This is a genomic window from Streptomyces sp. NPDC059373 (genome assembly GCF_042751495.1).
GTDB lineage: Bacteria > Actinomycetota > Actinomycetes > Streptomycetales > Streptomycetaceae > Actinacidiphila.
In genome coordinates, this window is sequence record NZ_JBHYXC010000045.1 from 26,486 (window position 1) to 52,900 (window position 26,415).

A 26,415-nucleotide genomic window follows, 5' to 3' on the forward strand; every position below is an offset into this window, starting at 1 on the left:
GTGCTTCGTGCCCTCAGCGGCGCTTGCCGGAGGGGCGGTTCTTGCTGCGGTTGCGCGAGGCGGGCTGGTGCCGCTGGCTGCCGACCGCCCCGGCGGCCGCGGGGTGCGCGTCCTCGGGTTCCTCGTCGTCGTCCGCGTGGTCGGCGTCCTGCGGCTCCTCGGTCGCCGTCTCGGCCTTACGGGCGTCGGCCGCCCGCTTGGCGAGGACACGCTTCTTGAGCGCCTTGATCTCCGGGTCGCGCTCCTTGAGGTCCGCGACCAGCGGCGTGGCGATGAAGATCGAGGAGTACGCACCGGCCGCGAGGCCGACGAACAGCGACAGGGCGATGTCGTTGAGCATGCCCGCGCCGAGCAGGCCGCCACCGACGAACAGCAGGGCGCCGACCGGCAGCAGGGCCACGACCGTGGTGTTGATGGAACGCACCAGGGTCTGGTTGAGGCTGCGGTTGGCGAGCTCGCTGTACGTGAAGCGGTTCTGCTTGGTGATGTCCTTGGTGGTCTCCTTGAGACCGTCGAAGACGACGACGGTGTCGTAGAGGGAGTAACCGAGGACGGTCAGCAGACCGATGACGGTGCCGGGGCTGACCTCGAAGCCGACGATGGCGTACACGCCGACGGTGATCGTGAGGTCGTGGATCAGGGCGATCAGGGCGGCGATGGCCTTGCGCCACTCGAAGGCGATCGCGAGGTAGATCGTCACGAGGACCATGAAGATCACCAGGCCCTCGATGGCCTTGTTGGAGATCTCCTGGCCCCAGCTCGGGCCGACGATCTGCTCGTTGACGTCCTGCGCCTTCAGGCCCAGATCCGTGGCGATCTTCGACTGGATCTGCTTGGCCTCGGTGGTGCCGACGTCGCTGATCTGGATCCGGAGGCTGCCCGTGCCGAGCTTCTGCACGACGGCGGTGCGGGAGCCCGTGTCGCCCGCGATCTTGTTCTGGACCTCGCTGACCGACAGCGAGGTCTTGGGCGTGGTGAAGACCGCGCCGCCGGAGAACTCGATGCTGAGCTTGAGCCCGTTCACCACGAGGCCGATGACCGCCACGAGCGTGATCAGGAGCGAGACGCCGTACCAGAGCCGGCGCTTGCCCACGAAGTCGTAGGCGACCTCGCCCCGGTGCAGGCGGTGCCCGAGATTACCGAGCCGGGACATCAGGCCTCCTTGACTTCGGATCGTGCTGCCGGACGGCGGACGCGGCGCAGCGGGGGCTGGACGCCCAGCGCGCGCGGGTCGAGCCCGGACCAGGGGTGGCCGCTCGCGTAGAACTTCTTGCGAGCAAGGATCGTCATCAGCGGCTTGGTGAACAGGAACACCACGACGACGTCGAGCAGCGTGGTCAGGCCGAGGGTGAAGGCGAAGCCCTGCACCTTGCCGACCGAGACGACGAACAGCACGGCCGCGGACAGGAAGGACACGAAGTCCGACACGAGGATGGTGCGCCGGGCGCGCGGCCAGCCGCGGGCCACGGCGGGCTGCAGCGAGCGGCCCTCGCGCAGCTCGTCACGGATGCGTTCGAAGAACACGATGAAGGAGTCGGCGGTGATACCGATGGCCACGATGGCGCCGCAGACCGCCGGCAGGTTCAGCGCGAAGCCGATGGCCGGGCCGAGCAGAGCCATGATCGTGTACGTCAGGATCGCGGAGACCACGAGGCTGAGGACGGCGACGAAGCTCAGGCCGCGGTAGTACGCCAGCAGGTAGAGCACGACGAGGGCGAGGCCGACCGCGCCGGCGATGAGGCCACCGTGCAGCTGCTCGCCGCCGACCGCCGGGGAGACGGTGGTGAGGTCGGACTGGTCGAAGGTCAGCGGCAGGGAGCCGTACGACAGGACGTTGGACAGGTCCTGGGCGCTCGTCTGGGTGAAGCTGCCGTAGATCTCCGCGCTGCCGCTGAGCGTCGTGCTCACCGAGGGGGCGGAGACGACCTCGTTGTCCAGCGTGATGGCGAACCGGTTGTTCGGGTCGGTCTGCTGGGACAGCTGCGAGGTGATCTTCGAGAACGCCTTGGAGCCGGTGCCGTCGAAGGACAGAGTGACGATCCAGCCGTTGCCCTGCTGGGTGTCATAGCCGGAGCTGGCCTTCTTGACGTTCTTCCCGTCGACCGCGGAGACGCCGAGGATGTACTTCTCGGCGCCGTCCTGGCTGCACGCGATGATCTTGTCGGTCGGCTTGGCGTTCAGGTTGAGGTTCGCGCGCGCCTGGGCATCGCTGCAGTCCAGCGCGGTGAACTTCGTCGCCAGGTCGTTCGGGATCGAGGTGTCCAGCGTGCCCGTGCTCGCGGAGGCGCTCGCGCTCGGCGAGGCGGAAGCCGTGGCCGAGGGCGTGGCGGAGGCGGCAGAGTCCGCCTTCAGGCCGTCGGTGACGGCGCGGCCCTGCTTGGTGGAGCTCGCGGAGGGCGAGGCGGAGGCCGTCGACGTGGACGTGGCCGACGTCGAGGCGGAGGCGGACGGCGAGGCCGAGCCCGAGGCACTGGCGGAAGGTGACGCCGAGGCGGAGGCCGGGGTGTTGGCCGTCATGGCGAGCACCGGCCGGAAGTAGAGCTGGGCGGTGGTGCCGACCTGCTCCTCGGCCTGCTTGGAGTTCGTGCCCTTGGGGATGTTGACGATGATGTTGTTGCTGCCCTGGGTCTGAACCTCGGCTTCCGAGACTCCAAGACCATTGACCCGTCGGTTGATGATGTCCACCGCGGTGTTCATGTTGGTCTTGTTGATCGCGTTGGGCTGGTTGCTCTTGGCCGTCAGCGTGATGCTCGTACCACCGGCGAGGTCGATGCCCAGCCGTGGAGTGGTGTGTCCGGAGAGGAACATCCCCCCGGTGAGCGCCACCATGGCCAGCAGGATCGCTGCCAGAGCCCGCCCGGGGTACCCCTGACTCCCCGAGGACCTGCGGCCCTTCTTGGGTGCTGCCACCTTCTCGTTTCTCCCTGTCCAACCGCCCCTGAGCCTGCGCGCACGGCAGGGGCGGCAACGAAGTGTCGAACGGACGTGAATCGGACCCAAGTGTTACTTGGAGTCGGTTCCGTCCGTCTTCGGGCCGTCCTCCGGCTGCTCGTCGTCCGCGGACTTGCTGAGGTCGATGCGGTCGTCCCCCTCGGCCTCGGCCTCGGTCCCGGCCTCCGTCTCGTGAGCGTCGCCGGTCTCCTCCGCCTCGTCGGCCTCGTCGGCCTCGACCGGCTCGATGCCGTGCACGATGCGGTCGTACTCAGCCTGGTCCAGGACCGCGCCGATCGCGTTCTTGGCGAAGTGCGCGTGAACGCCGTCCGCGAGCTCCAGGAGGACCGCGTCGTCGTGGACCTCCTTCACGACGGCGTACATGCCGCCGATCGTGCGGACGCCGGAGCCCGGCTCCAGCTTGTTGCGCATCTCTGCGGCCTGGCGCTGCTTGTTCTTCGCGGACCGGGTCATGAGGAACATGGCGCCGAACATGACGACGATCAGGAAAAGAAACTGAATACTCACGGTCTGGACGATCCTTCACGCGGCCGCGGGTGAACCGGCCTGGTTTACGGGGATGTGGGTGCCGCTCCGGTAGGAACGGCGTCGGCGGAGTCTAAGCGCTGGCTCGCCGCTGGAACAACGCCCAGCATGGCACTGCGGTTCCGGCGACGGCGAGTCCCCCCGCCGTCAAGGGCCGAAGAGCCCCTGTTGCCCGGGGCCTCCGCCCTGCTGCGGGGGTACAAGGCCCAGGTGCGACCAGGCCGCGGGGGTGGCGATCCGGCCACGGGGAGTACGCGCCAGCAGTCCCTCGCGCACCAGGAAGGGCTCGGCCACCTCCTCCACCGTCTCGCGCTCCTCCCCCACCGCCACCGCCAGCGTCGACAGCCCCACGGGCCCGCCGCCGAACAGCTTGAGCAGGGCGTGCAGCACCGCGCGGTCCAGCCGGTCCAGGCCGCGGGCGTCCACCTCGTAGATCTTGAGGGCCTGGGACGCGATCTCCTGGGTGATGATGCCGTCGGCCTTGACCTGGGCGTAGTCCCGTACGCGGCGCAGCAGCCGGTTGGCGATACGGGGGGTGCCGCGCGAACGGCCGGCGATCTCGGCGGCGCCGTCCGGCTGGATGTCGACGTCGAGCAGGCGGGCGGAGCGGTGGATGACGCGCTCCAGCTCGGCGGGGGCGTAGAACTCCATGTGCCCGGTGAAGCCGAAGCGGTCCCGGAGCGGGGGCGGCAGCAGTCCGGCCCTGGTGGTGGCCCCGACCAGGGTGAACGGCGGGAGCTCGAGCGGGATGGCGGTGGCGCCGGGGCCCTTGCCGACGATGACGTCGACCCGGAAGTCCTCCATGGCCATGTAGAGCATCTCCTCGGCCGGGCGGGACATCCGGTGGATCTCGTCGAGGAAGAGCACTTCCCCCTCGGCGAGCGAGGACAGGATCGCGGCGAGGTCGCCGGCGTGCTGGATGGCGGGGCCTGACGTGATCCGGATGGGGGCGCCCATCTCGGCGGCGATGATCATGGAGAGGGTGGTCTTGCCGAGCCCCGGCGCGCCGGACAGCAGGACGTGGTCGGCGGTGGCACCGCGCGCCCGGGCGGCCTTGAGGACGAGGTCGAGCTGTTCCCTGACCCGCTCCTGGCCGACGAACTCGTCCAGGTCCTTCGGCCGCAGAGCAGCCTCGACGGCCTGGTCCTCGCCGTCGGCGGCGGCTGCCACGATGCGGTCGGTGTCGTCCCAGTTCACTTGGCTCTGCCTTACGGTCAGCGGGCGCGGTTCAGAGTCTGCAGGGCGGCCCGGAGCAGGGCGCCGACGTTGGGCTCGGCGGCCGCCTCGGCCTGCGGGGTCACGGCGGCGACGGCGTCCTCGGCCTCGCGGGGTGCGTAGCCGAGGCCGATGAGGGCGGCGTGCAGCTGCTCGTGCCAGGACGCGGGGCCGACGGCCGTCGCCGGGCGGGCGGCGGAGGGGCCGACGGGGGCGCCGAGCCGGTCCTTCAGCTCGATCAGCAGCTTCTGGGCACCCTTCTTGCCGATGCCGGGGACGGAGATGAGCGCCTTCTCGTCGCCGGTCGCCACGGCCATGCGCAGCCCGTCCGGGCTGTGGACGGCGAGCATCGCCTGGGCCAGCCGGGGGCCGACGCCGCTGGCGGTCTGCAGCAGCTCGAAGACCTGCCGCTCGTCGTCGTCCGCGAAGCCGTAGAGGGTGAGCGAGTCCTCCCGTACGACCAGCGAGGTGGCGAGCTTCGCGGGCTCGCCGATCCGCAGCGTGGCCAGCGTGTTCGGGGCGCACTGGACGGCCATGCCGATCCCGCCGACCTCGATGACGGCGGCGTCGGGGGCGAGGGCGGCGACGGGGCCGCTGACGAAGGCGATCACCTGCTGTGCTCCTTGATGATCTGCTGGAGGCGGTTGGTGGCGGTGCCGCGCCAGATGTGGCAGATGGCCAGGGCCAGCGCGTCCGCCGCGTCGGCCGGTTTGGGGGGCGCGTCGAGCCGGAGCAGCCGGGTCACCATGGCACCGACCTGGGCCTTCTCGGCGCGGCCGCTGCCGGTGACGGCGGCCTTGACCTCGCTGGGGGTGTGCAGATGCACGGGCAGCCCGCGGCGCGCCGCGCAGAGCATCGCCACGGCGCTGGCCTGCGCGGTGCCCATCACGGTACGGACATTGTGCTGGCTGAACACCCGCTCCACGGCGACCGATTCGGGCCGGTACTCCTCCAGCCAGGCCTCTATGCCCTGCTCGATCAGGACCAGCCGTTCCCCGATCGGCGCGTCGGCCGAAGTCCGTACGACCCCGACTCCCGCCATCCGCAAGGGTTTTCCGGGCGCGCCGTCGACCACTCCGATACCGCACCGGGTCAACCCCGGGTCCACGCCGAGCACACGCACGGTCCCCCCTCTCCAGCCATCGAATGTCTGTGTTCCCGCAGGCTATCGGGTACCACGGACAACGACGGCGGGCCGGTGGGGTGTGTCCCACCGGCCCGCCGTCTGCCGTCCGTCAGGCGTCCGTCAGGCGTCGACCTTCTCCATGACCTCGTCGGAGACGTCGAAGTTGGCGAAGACGTTCTGCACGTCGTCGCTGTCCTCCAGCGCGTCGATCAGCTTGAAGATCTTGCGCGCGCCGTCCTCGTCGAGCTCCACCTGCATGGTGGGGAGGAAGTTGGCGTCGGCCGAGTCGTAGTCGATGCCGGCGTCCTGGAGCGCGGAGCGCACCGGGACCAGGTCGGTCGCCTCGCTGATCACCTCGAAGGCCTCACCGAGGTCGTTCACCTCTTCGGCGCCGGCGTCGAGGACCGCGCCGAGCACGTCGTCCTCACCGAGTTCGCCCTTGGGGACGATGACGACGCCCTTGCGGTTGAAGAGGTACGACACCGAACCCGGGTCGGCCATCGAGCCACCGTTGCGGGTCATGGCGACCCGGACGTCGGAGGCGGCGCGGTTGCGGTTGTCGGTGAGGCACTCGATGAGCACCGCGACACCGTTGGGGCCGTATCCCTCGTACATGATCGTCTGGTAGTCGGCGCCGCCGGCCTCGAGGCCCGCGCCGCGCTTGACCGCGCTGTCGATGTTCTTGTTCGGGACCGAGCTCTTCTTGGCCTTCTGGATGGCGTCGAAGAGGGTCGGATTGCCGTCCGGGTCGGCGCCGCCGGTGCGGGCCGCGACCTCGATGTTCTTGATCAGCTTCGCGAAGAGCTTGCCGCGCTTGGCATCGATCACGGCCTTCTTGTGCTTCGTCGTAGCCCATTTAGAGTGGCCGGACATCCGCCGTCTCCTTCACGTCACCAATTGCTTAACGAACGGTTGCGATCCTACCGGGATCCCATCAGCGTGCGGCGCGCACCATGTCGGTGAACAACCGGTGCACCCGGTGGTCGCCCGTCAGCTCCGGGTGGAAGGACGTGGCGAGCAGACGGCCCTGGCGTACGGCGACGACCGTACCGTCGTCGAGCCGGGCCAGGGTCTCGACCTCGCTGCCGGTGGACTCGACCCAGGGTGCGCGGATGAAGACACCCTGGACCGGACCGCCGTCGACGCCGGTGACCTCGACGGCTGCCTCGAAGGACTCGTTCTGCCGCCCGAAGGCGTTGCGGCGCACGATCATGTCGATGCCGCCGATGGTCTCCTGGTCGGCTCGGCCGTCCAGGATCTTGTCCGCGAGCATGATCATGCCGGCGCAGGATCCGTACGCGGGCATGCCACCGCGGATGCGCTCCCGGAGCGGCTCCAGCAGGCCGAAGATCACCGCGAGCTTGGACATGGTGGTGGACTCGCCGCCGGGGATCACCAGGCCGTCGATGTCGGCCAGTTCCTCCGCACGGCGCACGGGCTGCGCCTGCGCACCGGCCCCGGCGAGGGCGGCCAGATGCTCGCGTACGTCGCCCTGGAGAGCGAGGACGCCGATGGTTGGGGGTGCCCCGGCCGAAGGCAGGGGGAGAGTGCTGCTGGACACGGGGTGCGGACCTCTCCGATGGGTTCTGCGGTTCTACGGCGGATGGGCAGGCCGTCGCGGCCTGCCCATCAATGGTGCGTCTGCCGGTGGTTACCAGCCGCGGTTGGCGTACCGCTCGGTCTCGGGCAGGGTGTCGCAGTTGATGCCGACCATGGCCTCGCCGAGGTTGCGGGACGCGTCCGCGATGATCTTCGGGTCGTCGTAGAAGGTGGTGGCCTTCACGATCGCGGCGGCGCGCTTGGCCGGGTCACCGGACTTGAAGATGCCGGAGCCGACGAAGACGCCCTCGGCGCCGAGCTGGCGCATCAGCGCGGCGTCGGCGGGGGTGGCCACGCCACCGGCGGAGAACAGCACGACCGGGAGCTTGCCGAGCTCGGCGACCTCCTTGACGATCTCGTACGGGGCGCGCAGCTCCTTGGCGGCGGCGTACAGCTCGTTGTTGTCGTAGCCGCGGAGCCGGGCGATCTCGTTCTTGATCTGGCGGAGGTGGCGGACCGCCTCGACGACGTTGCCGGTGCCGGCCTCGCCCTTGGAGCGGATCATGGCGGCGCCCTCGGCAATGCGGCGCAGGGCCTCGCCCAGGTTGGTGGCACCGCAGACGAAGGGGGTGGTGAAGGCCCACTTGTCGCTGTGGTTGACCTCGTCGGCCGGGGTGAGGACCTCGGACTCGTCGATGTAGTCGACGCCGAGGGCCTGGAGGACCTGGGCCTCGACGAGGTGGCCGATGCGGGACTTGGCCATGACCGGGATCGAGACGGCGTCGATGATCTCTTCGATCATGTTCGGGTCCGACATGCGTGCCACTCCGCCGTCCTTGCGGATGTCGGCGGGGACCCGCTCCAGCGCCATGACCGCGACTGCGCCCGCGTCCTCGGCGATCTTCGCCTGTTCGGCGTTGACGACGTCCATGATCACGCCGCCCTTGAGCTGCTCGGCCATGCCGCGCTTGACACGGGCGGTGCCGGTCTCGGGAGTCTGGGTGCTGCTGAAGGACGTGCTGGACACGGGGACCTCACTGGAAGACTGAGTAGTGGCTCGCAGTCGCTACTGCTCCTGCACCCTCATCCTCGCCTGTACGAAGTGGACCGGAAAAGGGCCAATCCGTCGTCAGTGGCCTGAACCGTCGGCGGTGAGCAGGGCCGGCGGCTCGTCGTCCATCTCGAAGGTCGCCGGCGACGGGGCGTGCCCGGCGAGCCGGAACCAGCGGACCGCACGGTGCCGGCGCAGGGCGCGGGCCGCGCGTACGGAGTCGTTGTGAAAGCGGCGCGCCATGGGCACCCGGCGCACGGCCCGCGTCAACTCCCGCTCCGCCTCCGCCCCGCCGGGGGCCTCCCGTACGGCCTCCACCGCGTCCGGTTCCGCGAACACCGCCCGCAGCGCCTGGCTCAGCTCGCTCTCCGCCACCTCGCGCTGCTCGACCTCGGCCTGGCGTGCGGCGTGCGCGGCCTCGTACAGCACGATGCTCGCGGCCGGGTCCAGTACGCCTGCCGTGGCCAACTCCTGCGCCACGGAGGCTCGGCGCAGCAGTTGTGCGTCCAGCGCGGCGCGGGCCGCGTCGATGCGGGCGTGCAGGCGGTCCAGGCGGCCCGCGGTCCAGCTCAGGTACAGGCCCACGGCGATGATCGCTACCGCGACCCAGATGAAGGTGGTCACGGCGGGCAAGGCTACCTGCGGCCCGCACCGACCGGGGGCTTCACCCCCTGGCCCCCGACGAGGTTGGGGGTAGGCCGTCCTCCCCCAGCTAGTGCCGTGACCGGCAATGTTTGCCCGTCAAGGAGCGTCGTCCGGTGCGTGCGATCGCAAGGCGGCCGCAAGTCCTTGTAGCGGAGCTACCAGGGCTTTTGGCCAACGCCGCGAGCGTGCGTGCTGGGCGGCGCGACAGGGCAAAGCTTGCCGGGAGGGGCACTAGACGCCGGGAGGTGCCCCCACCTCGCTCCGCTCGCCTCGGAACGGGCCACCCACAACGCGGGGGCACGGGGGCGGAGCCCCGCCCCGTCAGTCGCGGGCCAGGCCGAAGCGGGCGCGGAGCGAGACGCGTTCGTCCTCGGCGACGTGGGCCGCGCCGGCGGTGACCGTCTCGTAGACGGAGAGGATGTCCGCGCCGACGGTGGACCAGTCGAAGCGGCGGACGTGGCGGCTGCCGAGCTCGCGGAGTTCGGAGAGGCGGGCGGGGTCGGCGAGGAGACGGAGGGCGGAGGCGGCGAGGGCGTCGGCGTCCTCGACGGGGAAGAGGTCGCCGGCGGAGCCGCCGTCGAGGACCTGGCGGAAGGCGTCGAGGTCGCTGGCGAGGACGGCCGCGCCGGCGGACATGGCCTCGACGAGGATGATGCCGAAGGATTCGCCGCCGGTGTTGGGGGCGACGTAGAGGTCGACGCTGCGCAGGAGGCGGGCCTTGTCCTGGTCGCTGACCATGCCGAGGAACTGGACGCGGTCGCGCATGGCGGCCGGAAGGTCCTCGACGGCCTCCTCCTCGTCGCCCCGGCCGGCGACCAGCAACCGGACGCCGGGCCGCTCGGCGAGGATCTTCGGCAGGGCGCGCATCAGCGTGGGCAGGCCCTTGCGGGGCTCGTCGATGCGGCCGATGAAGCCGATCGTGTTCCCCTGCCAGTCGGGGTTGGGCTCGGCGTCGGCGAAGAAGCCGACGTCGACGCCGTTCGGGATGACGACGGCGTCGCCGCCCAGGTGCTCGACCAGCGTGCGCCGGGCGTACTCGCTCACGGCGATGCGGGCGCTGATCTTCTCCAGGGCGGGCTGGAGGATCGGGTACGCGGCGATCATGGCCCGGGAGCGCGGGTTGGAGGTGTGGAAGGTCGCGACGATCGGCCCCTGGGCCGCCCAGCAGGCCAGCAGGCCGAGGGAGGGCGAGGTGGGCTCGTGGATGTGGATGACCTCGAAGGCGCCGTCGTGCAGCCAGCGCCGCACCCGCGCGGCCGACAGGAAGCCGAAGTTGAGGCGGGCGACCGAGCCGTTGTACGGGACGGGGACGGCGCGGCCGGCGGAGACGACGTAGGGCGGCAGCGGGGTCTCGTCGTCGGCGGGGGCGAGGACGGAGACCTCGTGGCCGAGCTTGATCAGATGCTCGGCGAGGTCACGGATGTGGAACTGGACGCCACCTGGGACGTCCCACGAGTACGGGCAGACGATCCCGATCCTCAAGGCTTCTCCGTTCCGGAGCGATCAGAGTCGAGGTCGACGAGCCAGAGCCGCTGGAGCATGTGCCAGTCCTCGGGGTGCTCGGCGATGCCCGCGGCGAAGACGTCGGCCAGGGCCTGGGTCATGACGGAGGTCTTCTCCGTACGGGAGCCGTGCTCGGGCACCTCGATGGGCGCGTGGACCTGGCCCCGCATGACGGGCGAGTCGTCGTACCAGAGGGTGACCGGCAGCAGCAGCGCGCCGGTCTGCTGGGCCAGCAGCGCGGAGCCGGCCGGCATGCGGGTGGCGGAGCCGAAGAAGTCCACCTCGACGCCGGAGGAGGACAGGTCGCGGTCGGCGACCAGGCAGACCAGCCCGCCGGCCCGCAGGCGCCGGGCGAGGGTGCCGAAGGCGGCGCCGCCCTCGTGCGGCAGGACCTCCATGCCCAGGCTCTCGCGGTAGGCGACGAAGCGGTCGTAGAGAGACTCGGGCTTGAGGCGTTCGGCGACGGTGGTGAAGGGGGTTTCCAGCTTGGTGGTGACCCAGGCGCCGGCCAGGTCCCAGTTGCCCATGTGCGGGAGGGCGAGTATGACTCCGCGGTCGGAGGCGAGGCCGTCGGTGAGGTAGTGGACGTCCTTGGGGTCGAAGCCGTCGCGGACGCGGTCCTTGCTCCAGGCGGGGAGCCGGAAGGACTCCATCCAGTAGCGCAGGTACGAGCGCATGCCGGCCCGGGACAGCCCGCGGAGCCGCTCCTCGTCGGCGTCCGGCACGATCCGGCGCAGGTTCGACTCCAGCCGGGCCACGCCCTTGCCGCGCCGCCGCCAGGCCAGGTCGGCGATGTCCCGCCCGAGCCGGTTCGCCACCGGCTCCGGGAGGCGCTTGACGGCGCCCCAGCCGGCTCCGTAGAGGGTGTCGGTCAGCTGCTCCTTCACGCCGCCCCGCTCCCTTCCGGGTCCCGGGCCGCCGCCGCGTCGGCCTCGAAGGCCTCGCGGCGTACGGTGACGACGCGCTGGGCGAGGGTGACCAGGCTGCCGGCGGCCACGATCCACAGGGCGGCGGGCAGCAGGTACTGGATGCCGGGGACGCCGAACTTGTGCAGCCCGGACAGGCCGCAGGCGACCAGCGAGATGACCAGCCGCTCGGCGCGCTCGACCAGGCCGTTGACCTTGACCGGCAGGCCGATGCTCTCGCCGCGCGCCTTGGTGTACGACACGACCTGGCCGCTGGCCAGGCAGAAGATGGTCACCGCGCACAGGACGAGGTCGTCGCCGCCGCCCGCGTACCAGAGCGCCAGGCCGCCGAAGATCGCGGCGTCGGCGACCCGGTCGAGGGTGGAGTCGAGGAAGGCGCCCCAGCGGCTGGAGACGCCGGCCTGGCGGGCCATGTTGCCGTCCACCAGGTCGGAGAAGACGAACAGGGTGATCACCACCGTGCCCCAGAAGAACTCCCCCCTGGGGTAGAAGACCAGCGCGCCCGCCATCACTCCCCCGGTGCCGATCAGGGTCACCGCGTCGGGGCTCACACCCAGGCGCAGCAGAAACGCGGCGAACGGCGTGAGAACACGCGTGAAGAAAGCACGCGCGTACTTGTTCAGCATGGCCTTCCCGGAGGTCGGTGGGTTCGCCGCGCGGCCCCGTCGGCCACCGGCTGGCCCATCGTAGCCAGCCGCGCTGCGCCGAATGCGTGCGGCTGCCGCCCTTCCGGGATTTCCCCGCGCACGTACGACGTATGGACGCACCGTGACGGGCGTGGGAAGGTCGAATTACCGCGGGCGTCGAAGAGGCCGCCCTGAGCGGTCTCCCGTGGCGTCCCGAGACGTGCCCGTACGAGCGCGAGCGCGTACACGACCGGGAGGCGAGGCACACATGGGCGACAGGAACCAGACAAATCCAGGAGCCGCCGGAAGGGCACCGGCGGCCGGCCAGGCCCGACGGCCCGACGACATTCGGAACGTGGTGCTGGTCGGCCACAGCGGTTCGGGAAAGACGACACTGGTCGAGGCGCTGGCCCTGGCCACAGGTGCGGTGAACCGCGCCGGACATGTGGCCGACGGGACCACGGTCTCCGACCACGACGAGATCGAACACCGCCAGCAACGCTCGGTACAGCTGTCACTCGTACCGGTGGAATGGGGCGGTATCAAGGTCAATATCCTGGACACTCCCGGATACGCCGACTTCGTCGGGGAGCTCAGGGCCGGTCTGCGGGCAGCGGACGCGGCCCTTTTCGTCGTCTCGGCGGCAGAGGGCCGGGAGACCCTGTCCGGGGCCACCCGCATGGTGTGGGACGAGTGCGCGGCGGTCGGCATGCCGCGCGCGGTCGTCATCACGCACCTGGAGTCGGCGCGGGCCGACTTCGACGACATGACGGAGGCCTGCCGCGAGGTCCTCGGCGGCGACTCCCCGGAGACCGTGCTCCCGCTCTACCTGCCGCTGCACGGCGAGGAGAGCCCGGACGGCCATGCGCCGGTCACTGGGCTGACCGGGCTGCTGACCCGGCGGGTCTTCGACTACTCCTCCGGCGAGCGCGCCGAGAGCGACCCGGACCCCGGGCAGCTGGCGCGGCTCGACGAGGCCCGTAACCGGCTCATCGAGGGGATCATCGCCGAGAGCGAGGACGAGACCCTCATGGAGCGCTACCTCGGCGGCGAGGAGCTGGACCTCAAGACCCTCATCCAGGACCTGGAGCGGGCCGTGGCGCGCGGTTCGTTCCATCCGGTGCTCGCCGCCGCACCGGCCGCCGAGGGCTGCAAGCAGGGCATCGGCACCGTGGAGCTGCTGGAGCTGATCACCGGCGGCTTCCCCACCCCGCTGGAGCGCGAGGTGCCGCCCGTCACCACCCCGCAGGGCAAGCCGCGCGCGCCGCTGACCTGCGATCCGGACGGGCCGCTCGCGGCAGAGGTGGTGAAGACCTCGTCCGACCCGTACGTCGGCCGGATCAGCCTGGTGCGGGTGTTCTCCGGCACGCTGCGGCCGGACGAGACGGTGCATGTGTCCGGGCACGGTCTGGAGGACCGGGGTCATGAGGACCACGACGTCGACGAGCGGATCGGGGCGCTGTCCTCGCCCTTCGGCAAGCAGCAGCGCACTGTGCCGCATGCGATCGCCGGCGACCTGGTCTGTGTCGCCAAGCTCGGCCGCGCCGAGACCGGCGACACGCTGTCCGCCAAGGACGACCCGCTGCTGATGGAGCCCTGGGTGATGCCCGAGCCGCTGCTGCCGGTCGCCATCGAGGCGCACAGCAAGGCGGACGAGGACAAGCTGTCGGTGGGCCTGTCCCGGCTGGTCGCCGAGGATCCGACGATGCGGCTGGAGCAGAACCCCGACACGCGCCAGGTGGTGCTGTGGTGCCTGGGCGAGGCCCATGTCGACGTGGCCCTGGAGCGGCTGCGCAGCCGTTACGGGGTCCAGGTCGACGGCGTGCCGCACAAGGTGTCGCTCCGGGAGACCTTCGGCGACCGGACCGCCGCGCGCGGCCGGCACGTCAAGCAGTCCGGTGGCCACGGCCAGTACGCCATCTGCGAGATCGAGGTCGAGCCGCTGCCGGTCGGGTCCGGCATCGAGTTCGTCGACAAGGTCGTCGGCGGCGCGGTGCCACGGCAGTTCATCCCCTCGGTGGAGAAGGGCATCCGCACCCAGGCCGCCCGGGGGGTCGCGCTCGGCTTCCCGGTGGTCGACATCCGGGTCACCCTCACCGACGGCAAGGCGCATTCGGTGGACTCCTCCGACGCCGCCTTCCAGACGGCGGGCGCGCTCGCCCTGCGGGAGGCGGCCGCCGAGGCCCGTATCCACCTCCTCGAACCGGTCTCCGAGATCAAGGTGCTGGTCTCCGACGAGTACGTGGGCTCGGTGATGAGCGATCTGTCCGGGCGCCGGGGCCGGGTCCTGGGCACCGAGCCCGCCGGGCCGGGACGCACGCTCGTACGGGCCGAGGTTCCGGAGATCGAGATCGGCCGCTACGCGGTGGACCTGCGGTCGCTGTCCCACGGCACCGGGCGCTACAGCCGCGAGTACGCCCGGCACGAGCCGATGCCGCCGCAGCTCGCGACGAAGCTGCGCCAGCAGGAGGCGGCCGCCAAGTAGTGGGTGGGCGCGCTCCGTTGGCGGCCCGGCGCGTGAACAGGCCTCATGCGCCGGGCCGCTGACGCGCCGCGTGCTGCGCATATACGCTGTGTGGGCAGATCAGAAGGTGTGCCTGGTCCGCCGACGGGGAATGGGCCGGGCGGGCAACTCGCCTGTCGGCGTGCATGGATGGGGGCGGTAGTGGCTGGTCTCTCAGGGTTCGCCAGCTCGGAGTTCGACTTTCTGAGCCCCGGGGCGCAGGTCCCGCTCACCGGCACCGACGGCCAGACCGCCGCGACACAGGCGCTCGCGTCGGCCGCGTACCGCGACGAGAAGGACCACACGGTCGAGAAGTTCGTCGCGCTGGACGCGGACAAGCCGGAGGCGGACCGGATAGCGGCCACGCCCACCCAGTTCAAGAAGGGCAAGCTCTCCCTCCTGGAACCACGGCTCGGGGAGGCCTTCGCCCGTGCGGTCCAGGTACGGATGCTGGGCGGCGCCCGCAACGAGCTCATCCAGTCCTTCGGCGCCGAGCCGCAGACTGTCGTCGAGCACTGTCTCGCCGCCAACCGGATACGCCAGGAACGGGACGCCAGACTGACTCTGGTGACCGCCCTGTTCGGGCTGCTCTTCCTGCCCGGCGTGCTGATCTGGTTCGGGGCCTTCCAGCTGCGCAGCACCATCGAGAAGACCCGCGAGAAGAGCGGTGAGAAGGGCACGACCGCCGGAGTGCTCGGCGGGATCGTGCTGCTGGTCGTCGGCTTCCTCGCGGTGCTGTTCGTGGTCAATCCGCCGCTGACCGGCTTCTGGCAGCAGTACCTGCGGGTGATGATGCTCGCCCCGGTGCTGGGCTGGTTCTGGGCGAAGCGGATCTGCGAGCGTACGGCCCTTGACCTGCGGGACCGCTGGGCGGGCCTGGTGTCGGGCTCCGGTGTCGGCGCCAAGATCCCCGAGGCGGTGCCCCGCAACCCCAACGAGACCCGGGCCGAGCAGCTGCGGCAGAACCTGGCCAGGCTCTCCCAGGAGCAGCAGAGCAACATCGTCTTCTACGCCGGGCCCAAGGGGCTCCTCGGGATGGGCGCCCGCTGGGCCAGCTGGAGCCTGGCCGAGGAGCTGGTGCCGCGCGCCGGCATGGCCGAGATCCACGGCTTCCGCAGCTGGGACGTGATCAAGGCGATCCACGGCCGGCTGCGCGAGCTGGAGCGCGGCCCGCTGCACACCGGCGGGTTCTCGAAGCTGTCGATACGGCACTGGGTCGTCGGCGCGATAGGCCCCGGGGCGAAGAAGGTCGTCCGGCCGACCGGCGCCGAGGTCGAGGGCTTCACCGTCAAGGACTTCGAGATCCAGCGGATCTGCAACGAGCAGCAGATCGGTGCGGGCAACCGTCACTACCTGGGCGTCCAGCTCATCCTGAACGGCGGCCAGTTGGTGATCACCTTCATGGTCACGGTCACCGTCCTGGCGAGCACCCTGCGGGTGGAGGTGACCGGGCACGCACTCGGCCCGGTGCACTCCCTGTTCACCACCGCGCCGGAGCCCTCGGAGAAGGAGGTCGCCAAGTCCGTCAAGTTCTGGGAGACCAAGAAGGTCCCGGTGCCGCTGCTCACGAGCGACGACGTCGTCCGGCTCGCCGCCCGCGCCCCGCTCACCTGGTACCCGCCGCTGCTGGACTTCCTCGGCGGCAAGGTGGTCCTCCCCGAGCCCTTCGGGCTGCGCCACACCTGGGCCGACAAGCCCTGGAAGCACCGCTTCATGGCCGATGACGCGCTGCGCGCCGCCACCCCGGTGCTGCGCGCGGTGCACGCCGCCGCGATCCAGGTCCTGGAGGAGCACGGCGTCGACACCGAGAAGTTCACCGGCCGCTCAACCCTGCTCAGCAACCTCGTCCAGGGCGCCGACCCGATCCGGGCCGACGTCTACGACGCGTAAGGCTCCCTACGCGGCCGGCCAGGCGTCGGCGAGCATCTTGCGGGTGTCCGCGAGCAGCTGCGGCAGCACCTTGGTGTGGGCGATGACCGGCATGAAGTTCGTGTCCCCGCCCCACCGGGGCACGACATGCTGGTGCAGGTGGGCGGCGATCCCGGCGCCGGCCACCGTGCCCTGGTTCATGCCGATGTTGAACCCGTGCGCCCCGGAGGCGGCCCGCAGCGCGGTCATCGCCCGCTTGGTGAACTCCGCCAGCTCGATCGTCTCCGCCTGGTCCAGGTCCGTGTAGTCGGCGACATGGCGGTAGGGGACCACCATCAGGTGGCCGCCGTTGTACGGGTAGAGGTTCAGCACCGCGTACACCGTCTCCCCGCGCGCGATGACCAGGCCGTCCTCGTCGCTCTTGGCCGGGATCGCGCAGAACGGGCAGCCGTCTTCGGCGCCCGGGCCGGTGGGCTTGTTCTCGCCCTGGATGTACGCCATCCGGTGGGGCGTCCACAGCCGCTGAAACGCGTCCTGAGTCCCCACGCCGATCTGCTGCTCCGGCTCACTCGTCATGCGGGCCAGCATATGACTTCCGGCGGACGTTGAAGGGCCCCGGGGCTGCTCCCCCGGGGCCCTTCAACGTGCCGTTACGGCGCTCAGACCTGCACGCGGTCCTCGACGGCCTTGGCGATCTCGGCGAGGGCGTCCTCGACCGGGATTCCGTTCTTCTGCGAGCCGTCGCGGTAGCGGAAGGAGACCGCGCCGTTGGCGATGTCCTCGTCACCGGCGATCACCATGTACGGGACCTTGCTCTTCTGCGCGTTGCGGATCTTCTTCTGCATGCGGTCCGAGGACGCGTCGACCTCGAAGCGCAGCCCCTTCGCCTTGGCCTTGACGGCGAACTCCTGCAGGTAGGGCACATGCGCGTCGCCGATCGGGATGCCGACCGCCTGCACCGGGGCCAGCCACGCCGGGAAGGCACCCGCGTAGTGCTCCAGGAGGACCGCGAAGAACCGTTCGATGGAGCCGAAAAGGGCGCGGTGGATCATGACCGGGCGCTGCTTGGTGCCGTCGGAGGCGGTGTACTCCAGGTCGAAGCGGTCGGGCAGGTTGAAGTCGACCTGGATGGTCGACATCTGCCAGGTGCGGCCGATGGCGTCCTTGGTCTGGACGGAGATCTTCGGGCCGTAGAAGGCGGCGCCGCCGGGGTCCATGACCAGGTCGAGGCCCTGCTTCTCGGCGGCCTTGCGCAGGGTCTCGGTCGCCTCTTCCCAGTTCTCGTCCGAGCCGATGAACTTCTCCGGGTCCTTGGTGGACAGCTCGAGGTAGAAGTCCTCCAGGCCGTAGTCGCGCAGCAGGTTCAGCACGAAGGTGAGGAGGCTGTCGAGCTCCTCGGCCATCTGCTCCTTGGTGCAGTAGATGTGCGCGTCGTCCTGGGTGAAGCCGCGGGCCCGGGTCAGGCCGTGGACGACGCCCGACTTCTCGTACCGGTAGACGGTGCCGAACTCGAAGAGCCGCAGCGGCAGTTCGCGGTAGGACCGGCCCCGGGCGTCGAAGATCAGGTTGTGCATGGGGCAGTTCATGGGCTTGAGGTAGTAGTCCACGCCCTCGTCGAGCTGCATGGGCGGGTACATGCCGTCGGCGTACCAGTCCAGGTGGCCGGACTTCTCGAAGAGCTTCCCCTTGGTGGCGTGCGGGGTGTAAACGAACTCGTACCCCGCCTCGTCGTGGCGCTTGCGCGAGTAGTCCTCCATGGTGCGGCGGATGATGCCGCCGCGCGGGTGGAAGACGGCCAGCCCGGAGCCGATGTCCTCCGGGATGGAGAACAGGTCCAGCTCGGAGCCGAGCTTGCGGTGGTCGCGCTTCTCGGCCTCGGCGAGGAAGTCCAGGTGGGCCTTGAGCTCGTCCTTGGACGGCCACGCGGTGCCGTAGATGCGCTGCAGCGTCGGGTTCTTCTCGCTGCCGCGCCAGTAGGCGGCGGCGTTGCGCATCAGCTTGAAGGCCGGGATGTTGCGGGTGGTGGGCAGGTGGGGACCCCGGCAGAGGTCCTTCCAGCACAGCTCGCCGGTCTTCGGGTCGAGGTTGTCGTAGATCGTCAGCTCGCCCGCGCCGACCTCGGCGGACGCGCCCTCGGCGGCATCGCCGGCGGAGCCCTTGAGACCGATCAGCTCCAGCTTGTACGGCTCGGCGGCGAGCTCCTCGCGGGCGTCCTCGTCGGTGACGACACGGCGGGAGAAGCGCTGGCCGCGCTTGATGATCTCCTGCATCTTCTTCTCGATGTTCTTGAGGTCATCGGGGTGGAAGGGCTTCTCGACGTCGAAGTCGTAGTAGAAGCCGTCCTTGACCGGCGGGCCGATGCCGAGCTTGGCCTGCGGGAAGAGCTCCTGCACGGCCTGGGCCATCACATGCGCGGTGGAGTGGCGCAGGATGTTGAGGCCGTCCTCGCTGCTGATCAGGACGGGCTCGGTCTCGTCGCCGTCGGCGACCTGGTACGCGAGGTCCTTCAACTGACCGCCGACGCGAGCGGCGACGATGCTGCGGTCGCCGCCGAACAGCTCACCGGCAGTCGTCCCCGGCGTGACCACCCGCTCTTCCCGCTCATCGGAATCGCGTTTGATGATCACACGGACGTCTGACACCGGTTCTCTCCTGACGTATGTCCCACTGGCTCCGCAGCGGATGCTGCACCGCTGAATCGTACCGAGCCGGGCGACCGCACCGCGAAGCGATACGCGGTGCCGCTGATGCGGACGGGACACCAGCACCGCTCAGAGGTGCCTGAGAAGTTCCTGTGCCAGTCTGACCGCGCTCTCTGCCCTGGCAGGCCCGCTGCCCGGGCATGATCCCCCCATATCATCGTGGAGAAGGACTCTTGAGTCTCACCGTCATCAACGGACTTCCTGCGCACGTGCTGTTCGTGCACTTCGTGATCGTATTCGTGCCCCTGCTCGCGCTGGCGCTCGTCGTCTGCGCGGCCTGGCCCAGAAGCGCCCGGAAACTCGGCGTGCTGCTGCCGGTCCTGGGCTTGGTGACGCTCGCGAGCGTCCCCCTGGCCACCCACGCCGGCGAATGGCTGGAGTCGCACGTCGGCACCGACCCCCTGATCCGGAAGCACGCCGACCTGGGCGACGGGATGCTGCCCTGGGCCATAGGCCTCTTCCTGCTGTCGGTCCTCGTGTGGTGGGCGACCCGCCGGGCGGCTGCCACCGAAGGCGGGCAGACCCGCACCTGGCCCACCTCGGCACTGGTCAGGTACGCCGTCCTGGGCGCCTGCCTCGTCGTCTCGGTCGGCGCGGTGATCGACGTCTACCGGATCGGGGACTCGGGCGCCAAGGCGGCATGGCAGGACAACTACTCCAAGTCCGCCGTGCAGCACGGCTGACCCGCGGCTGACCCGCCGCGAGGACGCGTCCGACGGCTTCAGCCGCCGCACGCGTCCTCGAACGTCTCGATTCCTCCCTGGAGGGATTTGAGCAGGCGGTCCCGCTCGGCCTCGTCGACATGGACCGGCGTGACCGCGCTCGGCTGGGTGATACGGCGGAAACCGCTGCGGGCTTCGAGGCGGCCGGTGACCCGGACCGGGAGGCCGACCAGGTGGGCGTGGGCGGCGATGCGGTACGCGTCCTCGTCGAGCCGGACGCGGACCTGGCGGACGTCGGCCCCGGCCAGGACCCGCAGCCGGATGGTGCCACCGCCGGAGGGGCGGGGACGGCGCAGCCGGACGACGGTGCCGGTGACACGGACGTGTACGGAGGGCTCCTCGCTGACGTAACGGACGCCGGCGGCCTCCAGGGCCGGGAGGTCGCCAGGCGAGAACTCGACGGGCTCGGGCCGCGCCGCGAAACCCGCCGGCGGGCCGGAGGCGGGCGACCACGCGAGCGCCACGGCGACGCCCTCGGCGCCTCGGACCAGCCGGACCAGCGACTCGGTGAGCTCATGGCAGACGCCCAGGCCGACGGCGGCGTCGAAAGCCTCCATGCCGCCGGTGGTGCGCTGGTAGTCCACCGCGTCCCGGGTGGCCTGCAACGCGCGTAGCAGCGTCGTGACGACCGCCCGGCCGTCGGGGGCCGGCGCGTACGCGGTGAGCAGATGGCCGCCGGGCGAGGGCCCGACGAGAACCTGCTCCAGGAACGCGGTGGCGAAGCGCCCGTGCCGCTCACCGAAGTACCCGGCGGGGCCGCGTTCGGCGCGGGCGGCGGCCATGAGCATGGCGCGGGCGGCCGAGCGCAGCTGCCCGGCGGCGGGCCAGGGCACGGCGTCGGCGATCCGGGGCATGTCGCGGATCCAGCGGATCTCGTCCCCGGGGACGGACAGGGCGGTGAGCACTTCGCGGGCCGAGGGCGCGCCACTGCGGGCCAGCGCGGTCAGGGCCTCGCCGAGGAGGTCGGCGTAGTCCGCGTGCCGGCCGTTGTTCTGGGGCGCGGGCACCAGGAGGCTGGTGCCGGTGTCCCCGGGTGGTGTCCAGCGGGTGTAGCGGCCGTGGGCGCCGCCGCGCCGCTGCCAGCCGTGCCGGGTGAGCAGCGCGGTGAGGACGGCGGGGTCGACTCTCTCGGGGTCGGGCAGCTCGAAGTCCTCGGCAGAGCGGTCCAGCCGGTCCATCATGGCCTCCCTCCCGCCCCGACCCGCGTCATGATCTCGCAGAGGGCGCGGTCGTCGAAGATCCGCGCGGTGGGTATCCGCACGGTGGTCCTGCGCCGGCCGGTCACCGGGTGGCCGGCCAGGTTGATCCAGTAGCAGCAGTGCCGCAGCTCCAGACGGTCGTGGCTGGCACGCAGCCACTCCTCCGGCGTACGCGGCACGAGCATCACCACCAGGATCTTGTGCACCGACACCGGGGTGCGGGCCAGCTTCACCAGGTGCTCGTTGTCGAGCGTGAAGGCGAAGGTGGGACCCGCGGGGTGCGGGGCGACCTGGTAAGTGCACTTGAGCTGGACCTTTATGGTGACCTCGTCATCGACCGCGTGGCCGGCGCCACGGGCGCTGTGACTGATGTGCCAGTCGATGCCGTAGTCGGGGAAGGGCTGGGCGAGCGAGCAACCCGCCGCGGCGGCGACCGCGTGCAGATAACCCACCTGCAGGGTCTCCATGCAGCTGGTGGTGGCGAGCGCCCCGCGCAGCAGCGGTGCGGTCCGCTCGGGCAGCAGCCCGCCCGATTCGGGCTGCGCGATCGCCATCGCTCTCCGTGCCTTTCCGACCGTCGTTCGTCGGTCCTGCTGGTCTTCCCCCGTCTCTTGTATTCATCCCCACCAGCGATGTTTCGGAAACAGTTACGGTTCAGTGACGGCGTGTCACGGGTACGTACTGTGAAGGGCGGTGGTCGCGCCGGCCGCCTGGCGCTCCCTCACCCTTCCTCAATTCCCTTCGCCCGTACGGGAGTACGTCATGCCGCAGCCGCGCTGGTACGACGGACCGCTCGCCGCCTTCGACACCGAGACCACCGGCGTGGACGTGGAGGCCGACCGCATCGTCTCCGCCGCCCTGGTCCTCCAGGATTCCCCCTGCGGCCAACTCCACGCCAGGAACTGGCTGGTGAACCCCGGCGTGCCGGTCCCGGACGGGGCGCGCGCCGTTCACGGCCTGACCGACGACCACTTGCGGCGGTACGGCAGCCGGCCGGGGCCCGTCGTGGAGGAGTTGGCCCGGTCGCTGGCCCGGCAGTCGGCGGCCGGGGTGCCGCTGGTCGTGATGAACGCGCCCTTCGATCTCACCCTGCTGGACCGCGAGTTGCGCCGCCACCGGGGCACCGAGCTGGCCCGGTACATGGCACACGCGCCGCTCTACGTCCTCGACCCCCGCGTCCTCGACAAGTACCTCGACCGCTACCGCAAGGGCCGCCGCACCCTCACCGACCTGTGCGCCCACTACGGCGTGCCGCTCACCGACGCCCACGACGCCGCCGCCGACGCGGCCGCCTCCCTCCACCTGGTCCGGGAGGTGGGGCGGCGCTTCGATGGGCGGATAGGCGGCATGCCGCCCGGCGAGCTCCACGCCCGCCAGGCCGTCTGGCACGCCGGCCAGGCCCGCGGACTCCAGGCCTGGTTCTCGCGCAACGGCACCGGCGAGCGCGTGGACCCGGCATGGCCGCTGCGCCCGGAGCCGCTGCCGGGCGCGGTGCCGGCCGAGCCCGCGGCGTGAGCACGTACGCATCCGTCTATGCGGCTGTACGGAGAGGCCGGTCGGTCGTGACGGACCGGCCTCTCCGGCGTGGTGATTCCTTGCCGGGTGACTCACTCCGCGAAGGGCCACCCCGGTGGCCGGGGGTGCGGGGTGCGGTTGGCGGAGCCCCAGCCGAGCACGGCGAAGCCGCGCAAAACGACGAGGGCGAGTCCCGTCCGCGCTGTGTGCGGACACGACTCGCCTCGTGCTCGTGGGCGATACTGGGATCGAACCAGTGACCCCTTCGGTGTGAACGAAGTGCTCTCCCGCTGAGCTAATCGCCCGGGACGACCAGAACAATACAGGGCAACGGGCAGTGCGTTCAAACGGCATCCGGGGCGGTGGCCAGGCGGGCGCGCAGGCCGCGACGGCCCTGGCGAATCATCAGGGCGTGGTTGGCGCGGAAGAGCGGCCGGCAGGGGAGGGCGAGGCGGCGCATCAGGGGCTTGTTGACGATCACGTCCTCCTCGAAGACGAGGTGCGTGGGGGCGCCGCCATCGGCGCCGTTCCGGAGGATCGTCCAGCGGACCCAGCCCTCCAGGTCGCCGTACAAGGCCACTTCCAGGACCCGGGCCTGCGGGTCCTGGCGGGTGGCGTGAGCGGTGACGAAGAGGTCGTACGGCAGCGCCGAGCGGAAGCGCAGCGTGCCGGTGGTCTCCCCGGTGCGGCGGACCTCGCGCACCTGGGGCCACCAGGTGGGGTATTCGTCGGGGCGTTCCAGGACGCGGTAGACGGCATCGGGCCCGGCGTCGACGTCCCATGAGCTGCGAAAGCGGTACTGGCACCAGTCCATGGGGCCAGTGTGCGTACTCAGGGCGGATCTGAGTAGCGCACCCCATGCGGCATGTTGTGGGCCGCAGCACACTCCGGGCATGGACTCAACGCAGCCACCGCCGCCGCCCGAGCGCTGTCCCGCCTGTGGCTGGTACGTGCCGGGGCAGGGGTCGGAGCCGGGGTCGTTCGTGGTCTGCCCGCGCTGCGCGCTGCCGCTCACGGGTGATCTGGTGGCCGAGGTGCGTGGGATCGACGCCGCGCTGGCCGGGCTGGACGCCGAGCGCGGGCGGTTGCTCGGGCGGCGGGTGCAACTGCTGGCGGCGGCGCGGCCGGCGCCGATGCCGATGCCGGTGACCGCCGGATGGGGGCCGGTGGCAGCGCGCGAGACCTCACCGCGGACGGCGCAGAATCTGCTGCTGTCGCTGGGCGGAGTGCTGCTCGCGGTCGCCGCGATCGCGTTCACGGTGGTCAGCTGGGGTCACCTCGGCATCGGCGGCCGGGCCGTCGTGCTCGGCGCGCTGACCGCGGCCGTGGTGTCCGTCCCGGCCCTCCTGGTGCGGCGGGCGCTCAACGCCACCGGTGAGGTGGTGGCCTGCGTCGGCCTCGTCCTGCTGCTCCTCGACGCGTACGCGATCCGGCGCGCTGCTCTGCCCGGCGTGGACGGGCCGCGCTACGCGGCCGTCTCGATCGCGCTGGTCAGCGCGGCGTGGGCGGTCTACGGGCAGCTGCCGCTGGTTCGGCGGCTTGCCCTGCCCGCGCCGGCAGCGCTGCTGCTGGCCCAACTCCCCCTGCCCACCTTGGCGGTCGCGTACGGCTCGCCGTACGAGGTGAGCGCCGCGCTGGTGGTGACGGCGGCGCTGGATGCTGCCGTCGGCGCGCGTGCGCTGCGGGTGACGGCGGCGGTCGTGGGCGCCGTCACGGGGCTCGCCGGGCTGCTGGTCGCCCTCGTGCTCTCGGTGGACGCCGGTGATTTCGGCGGCGCGGCGCGGGCGGCGGGCCTGCTGCTGGCGGGGGCGGCGGTGGCGGCGGCGGTCTGTTCGCCGCGGGCGTTCCGGGCACCCGGGTGGGCCGTGACGCTGCTGTCGGCGGTGGCCGGGCTCGCGGGGGTCGCGGCGTTCGGCGGGATCGTACGGGTGGCGGTGGGAGACGACTGGACGGTCCCGGGCTATCTGCTGTGCGCGGCCGGGCTGCTGGGGGCGGTCGCCGTCGCGTACGTACGCGATGCGCTGCCGCGCGCCATGGCCGGGGGCCTCGGAATCGCTACGGGCGTCTTCCACGGGTTGGCGCTGCTCTGGGCGCTGCCCGGTCTGGCCGTCGGGGTGTTCACCGGGCAGTGGTTCGGGCCGGCCCCGGCGGTGGTGGTGCCGGTGGTGCTCGCGCTGGTGCTGCTGATACCGGCCCCGGTGCCGGTGCCTACGGCGCGCCTGGGTGCCCTGGCGCTGGGCGCGATCGCGGCGGCCGTGCTGCCGTCGGCGCTCGGTCTGCCGTTCGCGGTGGCCGTGTTGCTGCGGGTGGCGGTGGTGGCGGTGCTGCTCCTGGTGCCCGGCCGTACGTCTCTGGGCTGCGCCGTCGTGCTCGCGGTGACCGCCGTGGCCTGGGGGCTCGCCACGTGGCCGGTGACCTTCGCGGTCCTCGGGATCCTGCTGGTGGCGTTCGCCGCTACCGCCGTCGTCCGTACCGCGCCGGAAGCCCGGGCGGTCGGCGGGGCAGCTGCGGTCGCCTGTGCGGCGGGGCTCGGCTGGGCGGCCCCGGCGGCGGCGAGGTGGCCGGCGTACGGCGCCTCGTTGGTGGTGCTCGGCGTCGCGGCGGGGGCTGTCGGGCTCGCGTTCGCACTGCGGGCCCCGGCACTGGAGTACGCCGGGTACGCGGCGGCGGGGCTCGCCATCGCCCTCGCCCTGGCGGCCGGCGACGCGGCGGTGTCGGCGCTCGTACTCGCCCTGGCCGGTGTGCTGGCGGCGGCGGTCGCCCTGCGCGCCGACCGGCGGCCGCTCGCCGGGTACGTGGCGGTGGTCCTGATGGTGGCCGCCTCCTGGGTGCGGCTGGCCGCCTCCGACGTGACGGTGCCGGAGGCTTACGCCCTGCCCGTGAGCGTCGCGGCTCTCGGGGTCGGCTTCCTGCGCCGGCGGCGCGACGCGTCCGCCTCCTCCTGGGCCGCCTACGCTCCCGGCCTCGCCGCCACCCTCGTCCCGAGCCTCCTCGCCACCTGGACCGACTCCGCCTGGCCCCGGCCCCTCCTCCTCGGCTGCGGCGCGCTGGCGGTCACCCTGCTCGGCGCCCGGCACCGCCTTCAGGCCCCCCTCCTGCTGGGCGGCGCAGCCCTCGCCCTCGACGCCCTCCACGAACTCGCCCCCCTCGTCGCCCAGGTCGTCGGCGCCCTCCCCCGCTGGCTCCCCCTCGCCCTCGCGGGCGTCCTCCTTCTCGCCGTCGGCGCCACGTACGAGCAACGGCTCCGGGATGTGCGCCGCGTACGCGATCTACTCGGCCGCCTGCGCTAGCTTCCGGCGGTGCCGGACGGGTCCCTCCCCCACCCCGCCCCTTCCCGAAACCAGGGGGCAAGCCCCCTGGACCCCCTAACGCCCTTCTGGGGGTGCCCCCTCCGGGGGAGTGTCCTCAAACGCCGGACGGGCTGAAGCCGGCAACCCGGTGGGCAGCGCCCCCCGAGGCTCGGATTCCTGGCCGTGACCTGGGAGTTGAGAACGCGGGGAAGATTCTTTCGCCATAGGGGCGCAGGAATACCGCGGAGTTCTGGAAGACGTCCGGCGTATTTCCCCCGGCGGCGCGGGGGTTGAACTTCGTCCGGAAATCGCCGTATTCCTGAAAGTCCGTCTTGTCGGTGTTGTCAGTGCGTTTTTCCGCCACCCGTAACGGACCGTCACCTTCCGCCGCCTCGGGCGGCGGAAACGCCGAGGGCCCGGAAGCCTCTCGGCTACCGGGCCCTCGGACCGGGGTGGGCGATACTGGGATCGAACCAGTGACCCCTTCGGTGTGAACGAAGTGCTCTC

The 26,415-nt window shown here is 71.3% G+C and carries 23 protein-coding genes and 1 tRNA gene; 5 read left to right on the forward strand and 19 right to left on the reverse strand.

Annotation, left to right across the window (positions count from 1 at the left end; translation table 11 throughout):
• Nucleotides 1-13 precede the first annotated feature (13 nt).
• The 13 genes from secF to pgsA all read right to left on the reverse strand — a co-directional run bounded on the left by secF (nt 14) and on the right by pgsA (nt 12,108).
• Nucleotides 14-1,153, reverse strand: coding sequence for a protein translocase subunit SecF (gene secF, locus ACFXJ5_RS35245; RefSeq protein ID WP_384640540.1), 1,140 nt, complete (start codon nt 1,151-1,153; stop codon nt 14-16).
• The gene (secD, locus tag ACFXJ5_RS35250; protein WP_384640543.1) at nt 1,153-2,910 is read right to left on the reverse strand and encodes a protein translocase subunit SecD; all 1,758 of its coding nucleotides are present in this window, start codon (nt 2,908-2,910) and stop codon (nt 1,153-1,155) included. Before secD ends, secF begins: the two co-directional genes overlap by 1 nt.
• Nucleotides 2,911-3,003: 93 nt before the next feature.
• On the reverse strand, nt 3,004-3,459 hold the full coding sequence (gene yajC, locus ACFXJ5_RS35255; RefSeq protein ID WP_384640545.1) for a preprotein translocase subunit YajC: 456 nt from the start codon (nt 3,457-3,459) through the stop codon (nt 3,004-3,006).
• A gap of 165 nt (nt 3,460-3,624) precedes the next feature.
• Nucleotides 3,625-4,674 (reverse strand): Holliday junction branch migration DNA helicase RuvB, encoded by a 1,050-nt coding sequence (gene ruvB / locus ACFXJ5_RS35260; RefSeq protein WP_384640547.1) that lies wholly within the window; start codon nt 4,672-4,674, stop codon nt 3,625-3,627.
• Between the two features lie 17 nt (nt 4,675-4,691).
• Nucleotides 4,692-5,303 carry a Holliday junction branch migration protein RuvA gene (ruvA, locus tag ACFXJ5_RS35265; RefSeq protein WP_384640549.1) on the reverse strand — a complete coding sequence of 204 codons (612 nt, stop codon included), beginning with the start codon at nt 5,301-5,303 and terminating at the stop codon, nt 4,692-4,694.
• Nucleotides 5,300-5,815, reverse strand: a complete 516-nt coding sequence (gene ruvC / locus ACFXJ5_RS35270; RefSeq protein ID WP_384640551.1) for a crossover junction endodeoxyribonuclease RuvC — start codon at nt 5,813-5,815, stop codon at nt 5,300-5,302. Before ruvC ends, ruvA begins: the two co-directional genes overlap by 4 nt.
• 123 nt (nt 5,816-5,938) lie before the next feature.
• Nucleotides 5,939-6,691 carry a YebC/PmpR family DNA-binding transcriptional regulator gene (locus ACFXJ5_RS35275; RefSeq protein ID WP_384640554.1) on the reverse strand — a complete coding sequence of 251 codons (753 nt, stop codon included), beginning with the start codon at nt 6,689-6,691 and terminating at the stop codon, nt 5,939-5,941.
• A gap of 61 nt (nt 6,692-6,752) precedes the next feature.
• Complete coding sequence (gene pdxT, locus ACFXJ5_RS35280) at nt 6,753-7,379, reverse strand: pyridoxal 5'-phosphate synthase glutaminase subunit PdxT (RefSeq protein ID WP_384640557.1); 627 nt, start codon at nt 7,377-7,379, stop codon at nt 6,753-6,755.
• A 90-nt stretch (nt 7,380-7,469) separates the two neighbouring features.
• Nucleotides 7,470-8,384, reverse strand: a complete 915-nt coding sequence (pdxS, locus tag ACFXJ5_RS35285; RefSeq protein ID WP_384640560.1) for a pyridoxal 5'-phosphate synthase lyase subunit PdxS — start codon at nt 8,382-8,384, stop codon at nt 7,470-7,472.
• Nucleotides 8,385-8,486: 102 nt separating this feature from the next.
• Nucleotides 8,487-9,041 (reverse strand): hypothetical protein, encoded by a 555-nt coding sequence (locus tag ACFXJ5_RS35290; RefSeq protein WP_384640563.1) that lies wholly within the window; start codon nt 9,039-9,041, stop codon nt 8,487-8,489.
• Between the two features lie 333 nt (nt 9,042-9,374).
• The gene (locus ACFXJ5_RS35295; protein ID WP_384640566.1) at nt 9,375-10,535 is read right to left on the reverse strand and encodes a glycosyltransferase family 4 protein; all 1,161 of its coding nucleotides are present in this window, start codon (nt 10,533-10,535) and stop codon (nt 9,375-9,377) included.
• Entirely contained in the window at nt 10,532-11,443 is a 912-nt protein-coding gene (locus ACFXJ5_RS35300) for a phosphatidylinositol mannoside acyltransferase (protein WP_384640569.1), read from the reverse strand. The genes ACFXJ5_RS35295 and ACFXJ5_RS35300 overlap by 4 nt, the downstream gene beginning before the upstream one ends.
• On the reverse strand, nt 11,440-12,108 hold the full coding sequence (gene pgsA, locus ACFXJ5_RS35305) for a phosphatidylinositol phosphate synthase (protein WP_384640572.1): 669 nt from the start codon (nt 12,106-12,108) through the stop codon (nt 11,440-11,442). The genes ACFXJ5_RS35300 and pgsA overlap by 4 nt, the downstream gene beginning before the upstream one ends.
• Before the next feature lie 268 nt (nt 12,109-12,376).
• On the opposite strand from pgsA, the gene ACFXJ5_RS35310 reads away from it, so the two are divergent.
• Together ACFXJ5_RS35310 and ACFXJ5_RS35315 are read left to right on the forward strand one after the other, a co-directional pair.
• A complete protein-coding gene (locus ACFXJ5_RS35310; protein WP_384640575.1) occupies nt 12,377-14,593 on the forward strand; it encodes an elongation factor G-like protein EF-G2 in 2,217 nt (738 codons plus the stop codon).
• A 168-nt stretch (nt 14,594-14,761) separates the two neighbouring features.
• Nucleotides 14,762-16,501, forward strand: coding sequence for a hypothetical protein (locus tag ACFXJ5_RS35315; protein WP_384640577.1), 1,740 nt, complete (start codon nt 14,762-14,764; stop codon nt 16,499-16,501).
• Nucleotides 16,502-16,507: 6 nt separating this feature from the next.
• On the opposite strand, the gene ACFXJ5_RS35320 is transcribed toward ACFXJ5_RS35315, so the two are convergent.
• The gene (locus ACFXJ5_RS35320; protein ID WP_384640580.1) at nt 16,508-17,068 is read right to left on the reverse strand and encodes an HIT family protein; all 561 of its coding nucleotides are present in this window, start codon (nt 17,066-17,068) and stop codon (nt 16,508-16,510) included.
• Nucleotides 17,069-17,139: 71 nt separating this feature from the next.
• On the reverse strand, nt 17,140-19,122 hold the full coding sequence (gene thrS / locus ACFXJ5_RS35325) for a threonine--tRNA ligase (protein WP_384640583.1): 1,983 nt from the start codon (nt 19,120-19,122) through the stop codon (nt 17,140-17,142).
• A gap of 233 nt (nt 19,123-19,355) precedes the next feature.
• Here thrS and ACFXJ5_RS35330 point away from each other — a divergent pair, with 233 nt between their 5' ends.
• On the forward strand, nt 19,356-19,865 hold the full coding sequence (locus ACFXJ5_RS35330) for a DUF2231 domain-containing protein (protein ID WP_384640586.1): 510 nt from the start codon (nt 19,356-19,358) through the stop codon (nt 19,863-19,865).
• A gap of 38 nt (nt 19,866-19,903) precedes the next feature.
• Here ACFXJ5_RS35330 and ACFXJ5_RS35335 read toward each other — a convergent pair whose 3' ends face one another.
• A complete protein-coding gene (locus tag ACFXJ5_RS35335) occupies nt 19,904-21,085 on the reverse strand; it encodes a hypothetical protein (protein ID WP_384640589.1) in 1,182 nt (393 codons plus the stop codon).
• On the reverse strand, nt 21,082-21,657 hold the full coding sequence (locus ACFXJ5_RS35340) for a DUF4365 domain-containing protein (RefSeq protein ID WP_384640592.1): 576 nt from the start codon (nt 21,655-21,657) through the stop codon (nt 21,082-21,084). Before ACFXJ5_RS35340 ends, ACFXJ5_RS35335 begins: the two co-directional genes overlap by 4 nt.
• Before the next feature lie 208 nt (nt 21,658-21,865).
• On the opposite strand from ACFXJ5_RS35340, the gene ACFXJ5_RS35345 reads away from it, so the two are divergent.
• On the forward strand, nt 21,866-22,618 hold the full coding sequence (locus ACFXJ5_RS35345; RefSeq protein ID WP_384640604.1) for an exonuclease domain-containing protein: 753 nt from the start codon (nt 21,866-21,868) through the stop codon (nt 22,616-22,618).
• Nucleotides 22,619-22,851: 233 nt separating this feature from the next.
• Here the strand turns inward: ACFXJ5_RS35345 and ACFXJ5_RS35350 are convergent.
• Both ACFXJ5_RS35350 and ACFXJ5_RS35355 read right to left on the reverse strand, forming a co-directional pair.
• A tRNA-Val gene (locus tag ACFXJ5_RS35350) sits at nt 22,852-22,923 on the reverse strand.
• A 38-nt stretch (nt 22,924-22,961) separates the two neighbouring features.
• Nucleotides 22,962-23,432 (reverse strand): SRPBCC family protein, encoded by a 471-nt coding sequence (locus ACFXJ5_RS35355; RefSeq protein WP_384640595.1) that lies wholly within the window; start codon nt 23,430-23,432, stop codon nt 22,962-22,964.
• A 79-nt stretch (nt 23,433-23,511) separates the two neighbouring features.
• Between ACFXJ5_RS35355 and ACFXJ5_RS35360 the strand changes: the two genes are divergently transcribed.
• Nucleotides 23,512-25,908: an SCO7613 C-terminal domain-containing membrane protein gene (locus ACFXJ5_RS35360; RefSeq protein ID WP_384640598.1), complete on the forward strand. Its 2,397-nt coding sequence runs from the start codon at nt 23,512-23,514 to the stop codon at nt 25,906-25,908.
• Nucleotides 25,909-26,415 lie beyond the last annotated feature (507 nt).

Coding starts and splice junctions, on each gene's coding strand:
- secF (WP_384640540.1), bottom strand. CDS start 1,153: ATGTCCCGGCTCGGTAATCTCGGGCACCGCCTGCACCGGGGCGAGGTC.
- ACFXJ5_RS35275 (WP_384640554.1), bottom strand. CDS start 6,691: ATGTCCGGCCACTCTAAATGGGCTACGACGAAGCACAAGAAGGCCGTG.
- pgsA (WP_384640572.1), bottom strand. CDS start 12,108: ATGCTGAACAAGTACGCGCGTGCTTTCTTCACGCGTGTTCTCACGCCG.
- ACFXJ5_RS35310 (WP_384640575.1), top strand. CDS start 12,377: ATGGGCGACAGGAACCAGACAAATCCAGGAGCCGCCGGAAGGGCACCG.
- ACFXJ5_RS35315 (WP_384640577.1), top strand. CDS start 14,762: ATGGGGGCGGTAGTGGCTGGTCTCTCAGGGTTCGCCAGCTCGGAGTTC.
- ACFXJ5_RS35320 (WP_384640580.1), bottom strand. CDS start 17,068: ATGCTGGCCCGCATGACGAGTGAGCCGGAGCAGCAGATCGGCGTGGGG.
- ACFXJ5_RS35335 (WP_384640589.1), bottom strand. CDS start 21,085: ATGATGGACCGGCTGGACCGCTCTGCCGAGGACTTCGAGCTGCCCGAC.
- ACFXJ5_RS35340 (WP_384640592.1), bottom strand. CDS start 21,657: ATGGCGATCGCGCAGCCCGAATCGGGCGGGCTGCTGCCCGAGCGGACC.
- ACFXJ5_RS35345 (WP_384640604.1), top strand. CDS start 21,866: ATGCCGCAGCCGCGCTGGTACGACGGACCGCTCGCCGCCTTCGACACC.
- ACFXJ5_RS35355 (WP_384640595.1), bottom strand. CDS start 23,432: ATGGACTGGTGCCAGTACCGCTTTCGCAGCTCATGGGACGTCGACGCC.
- ACFXJ5_RS35360 (WP_384640598.1), top strand. CDS start 23,512: ATGGACTCAACGCAGCCACCGCCGCCGCCCGAGCGCTGTCCCGCCTGT.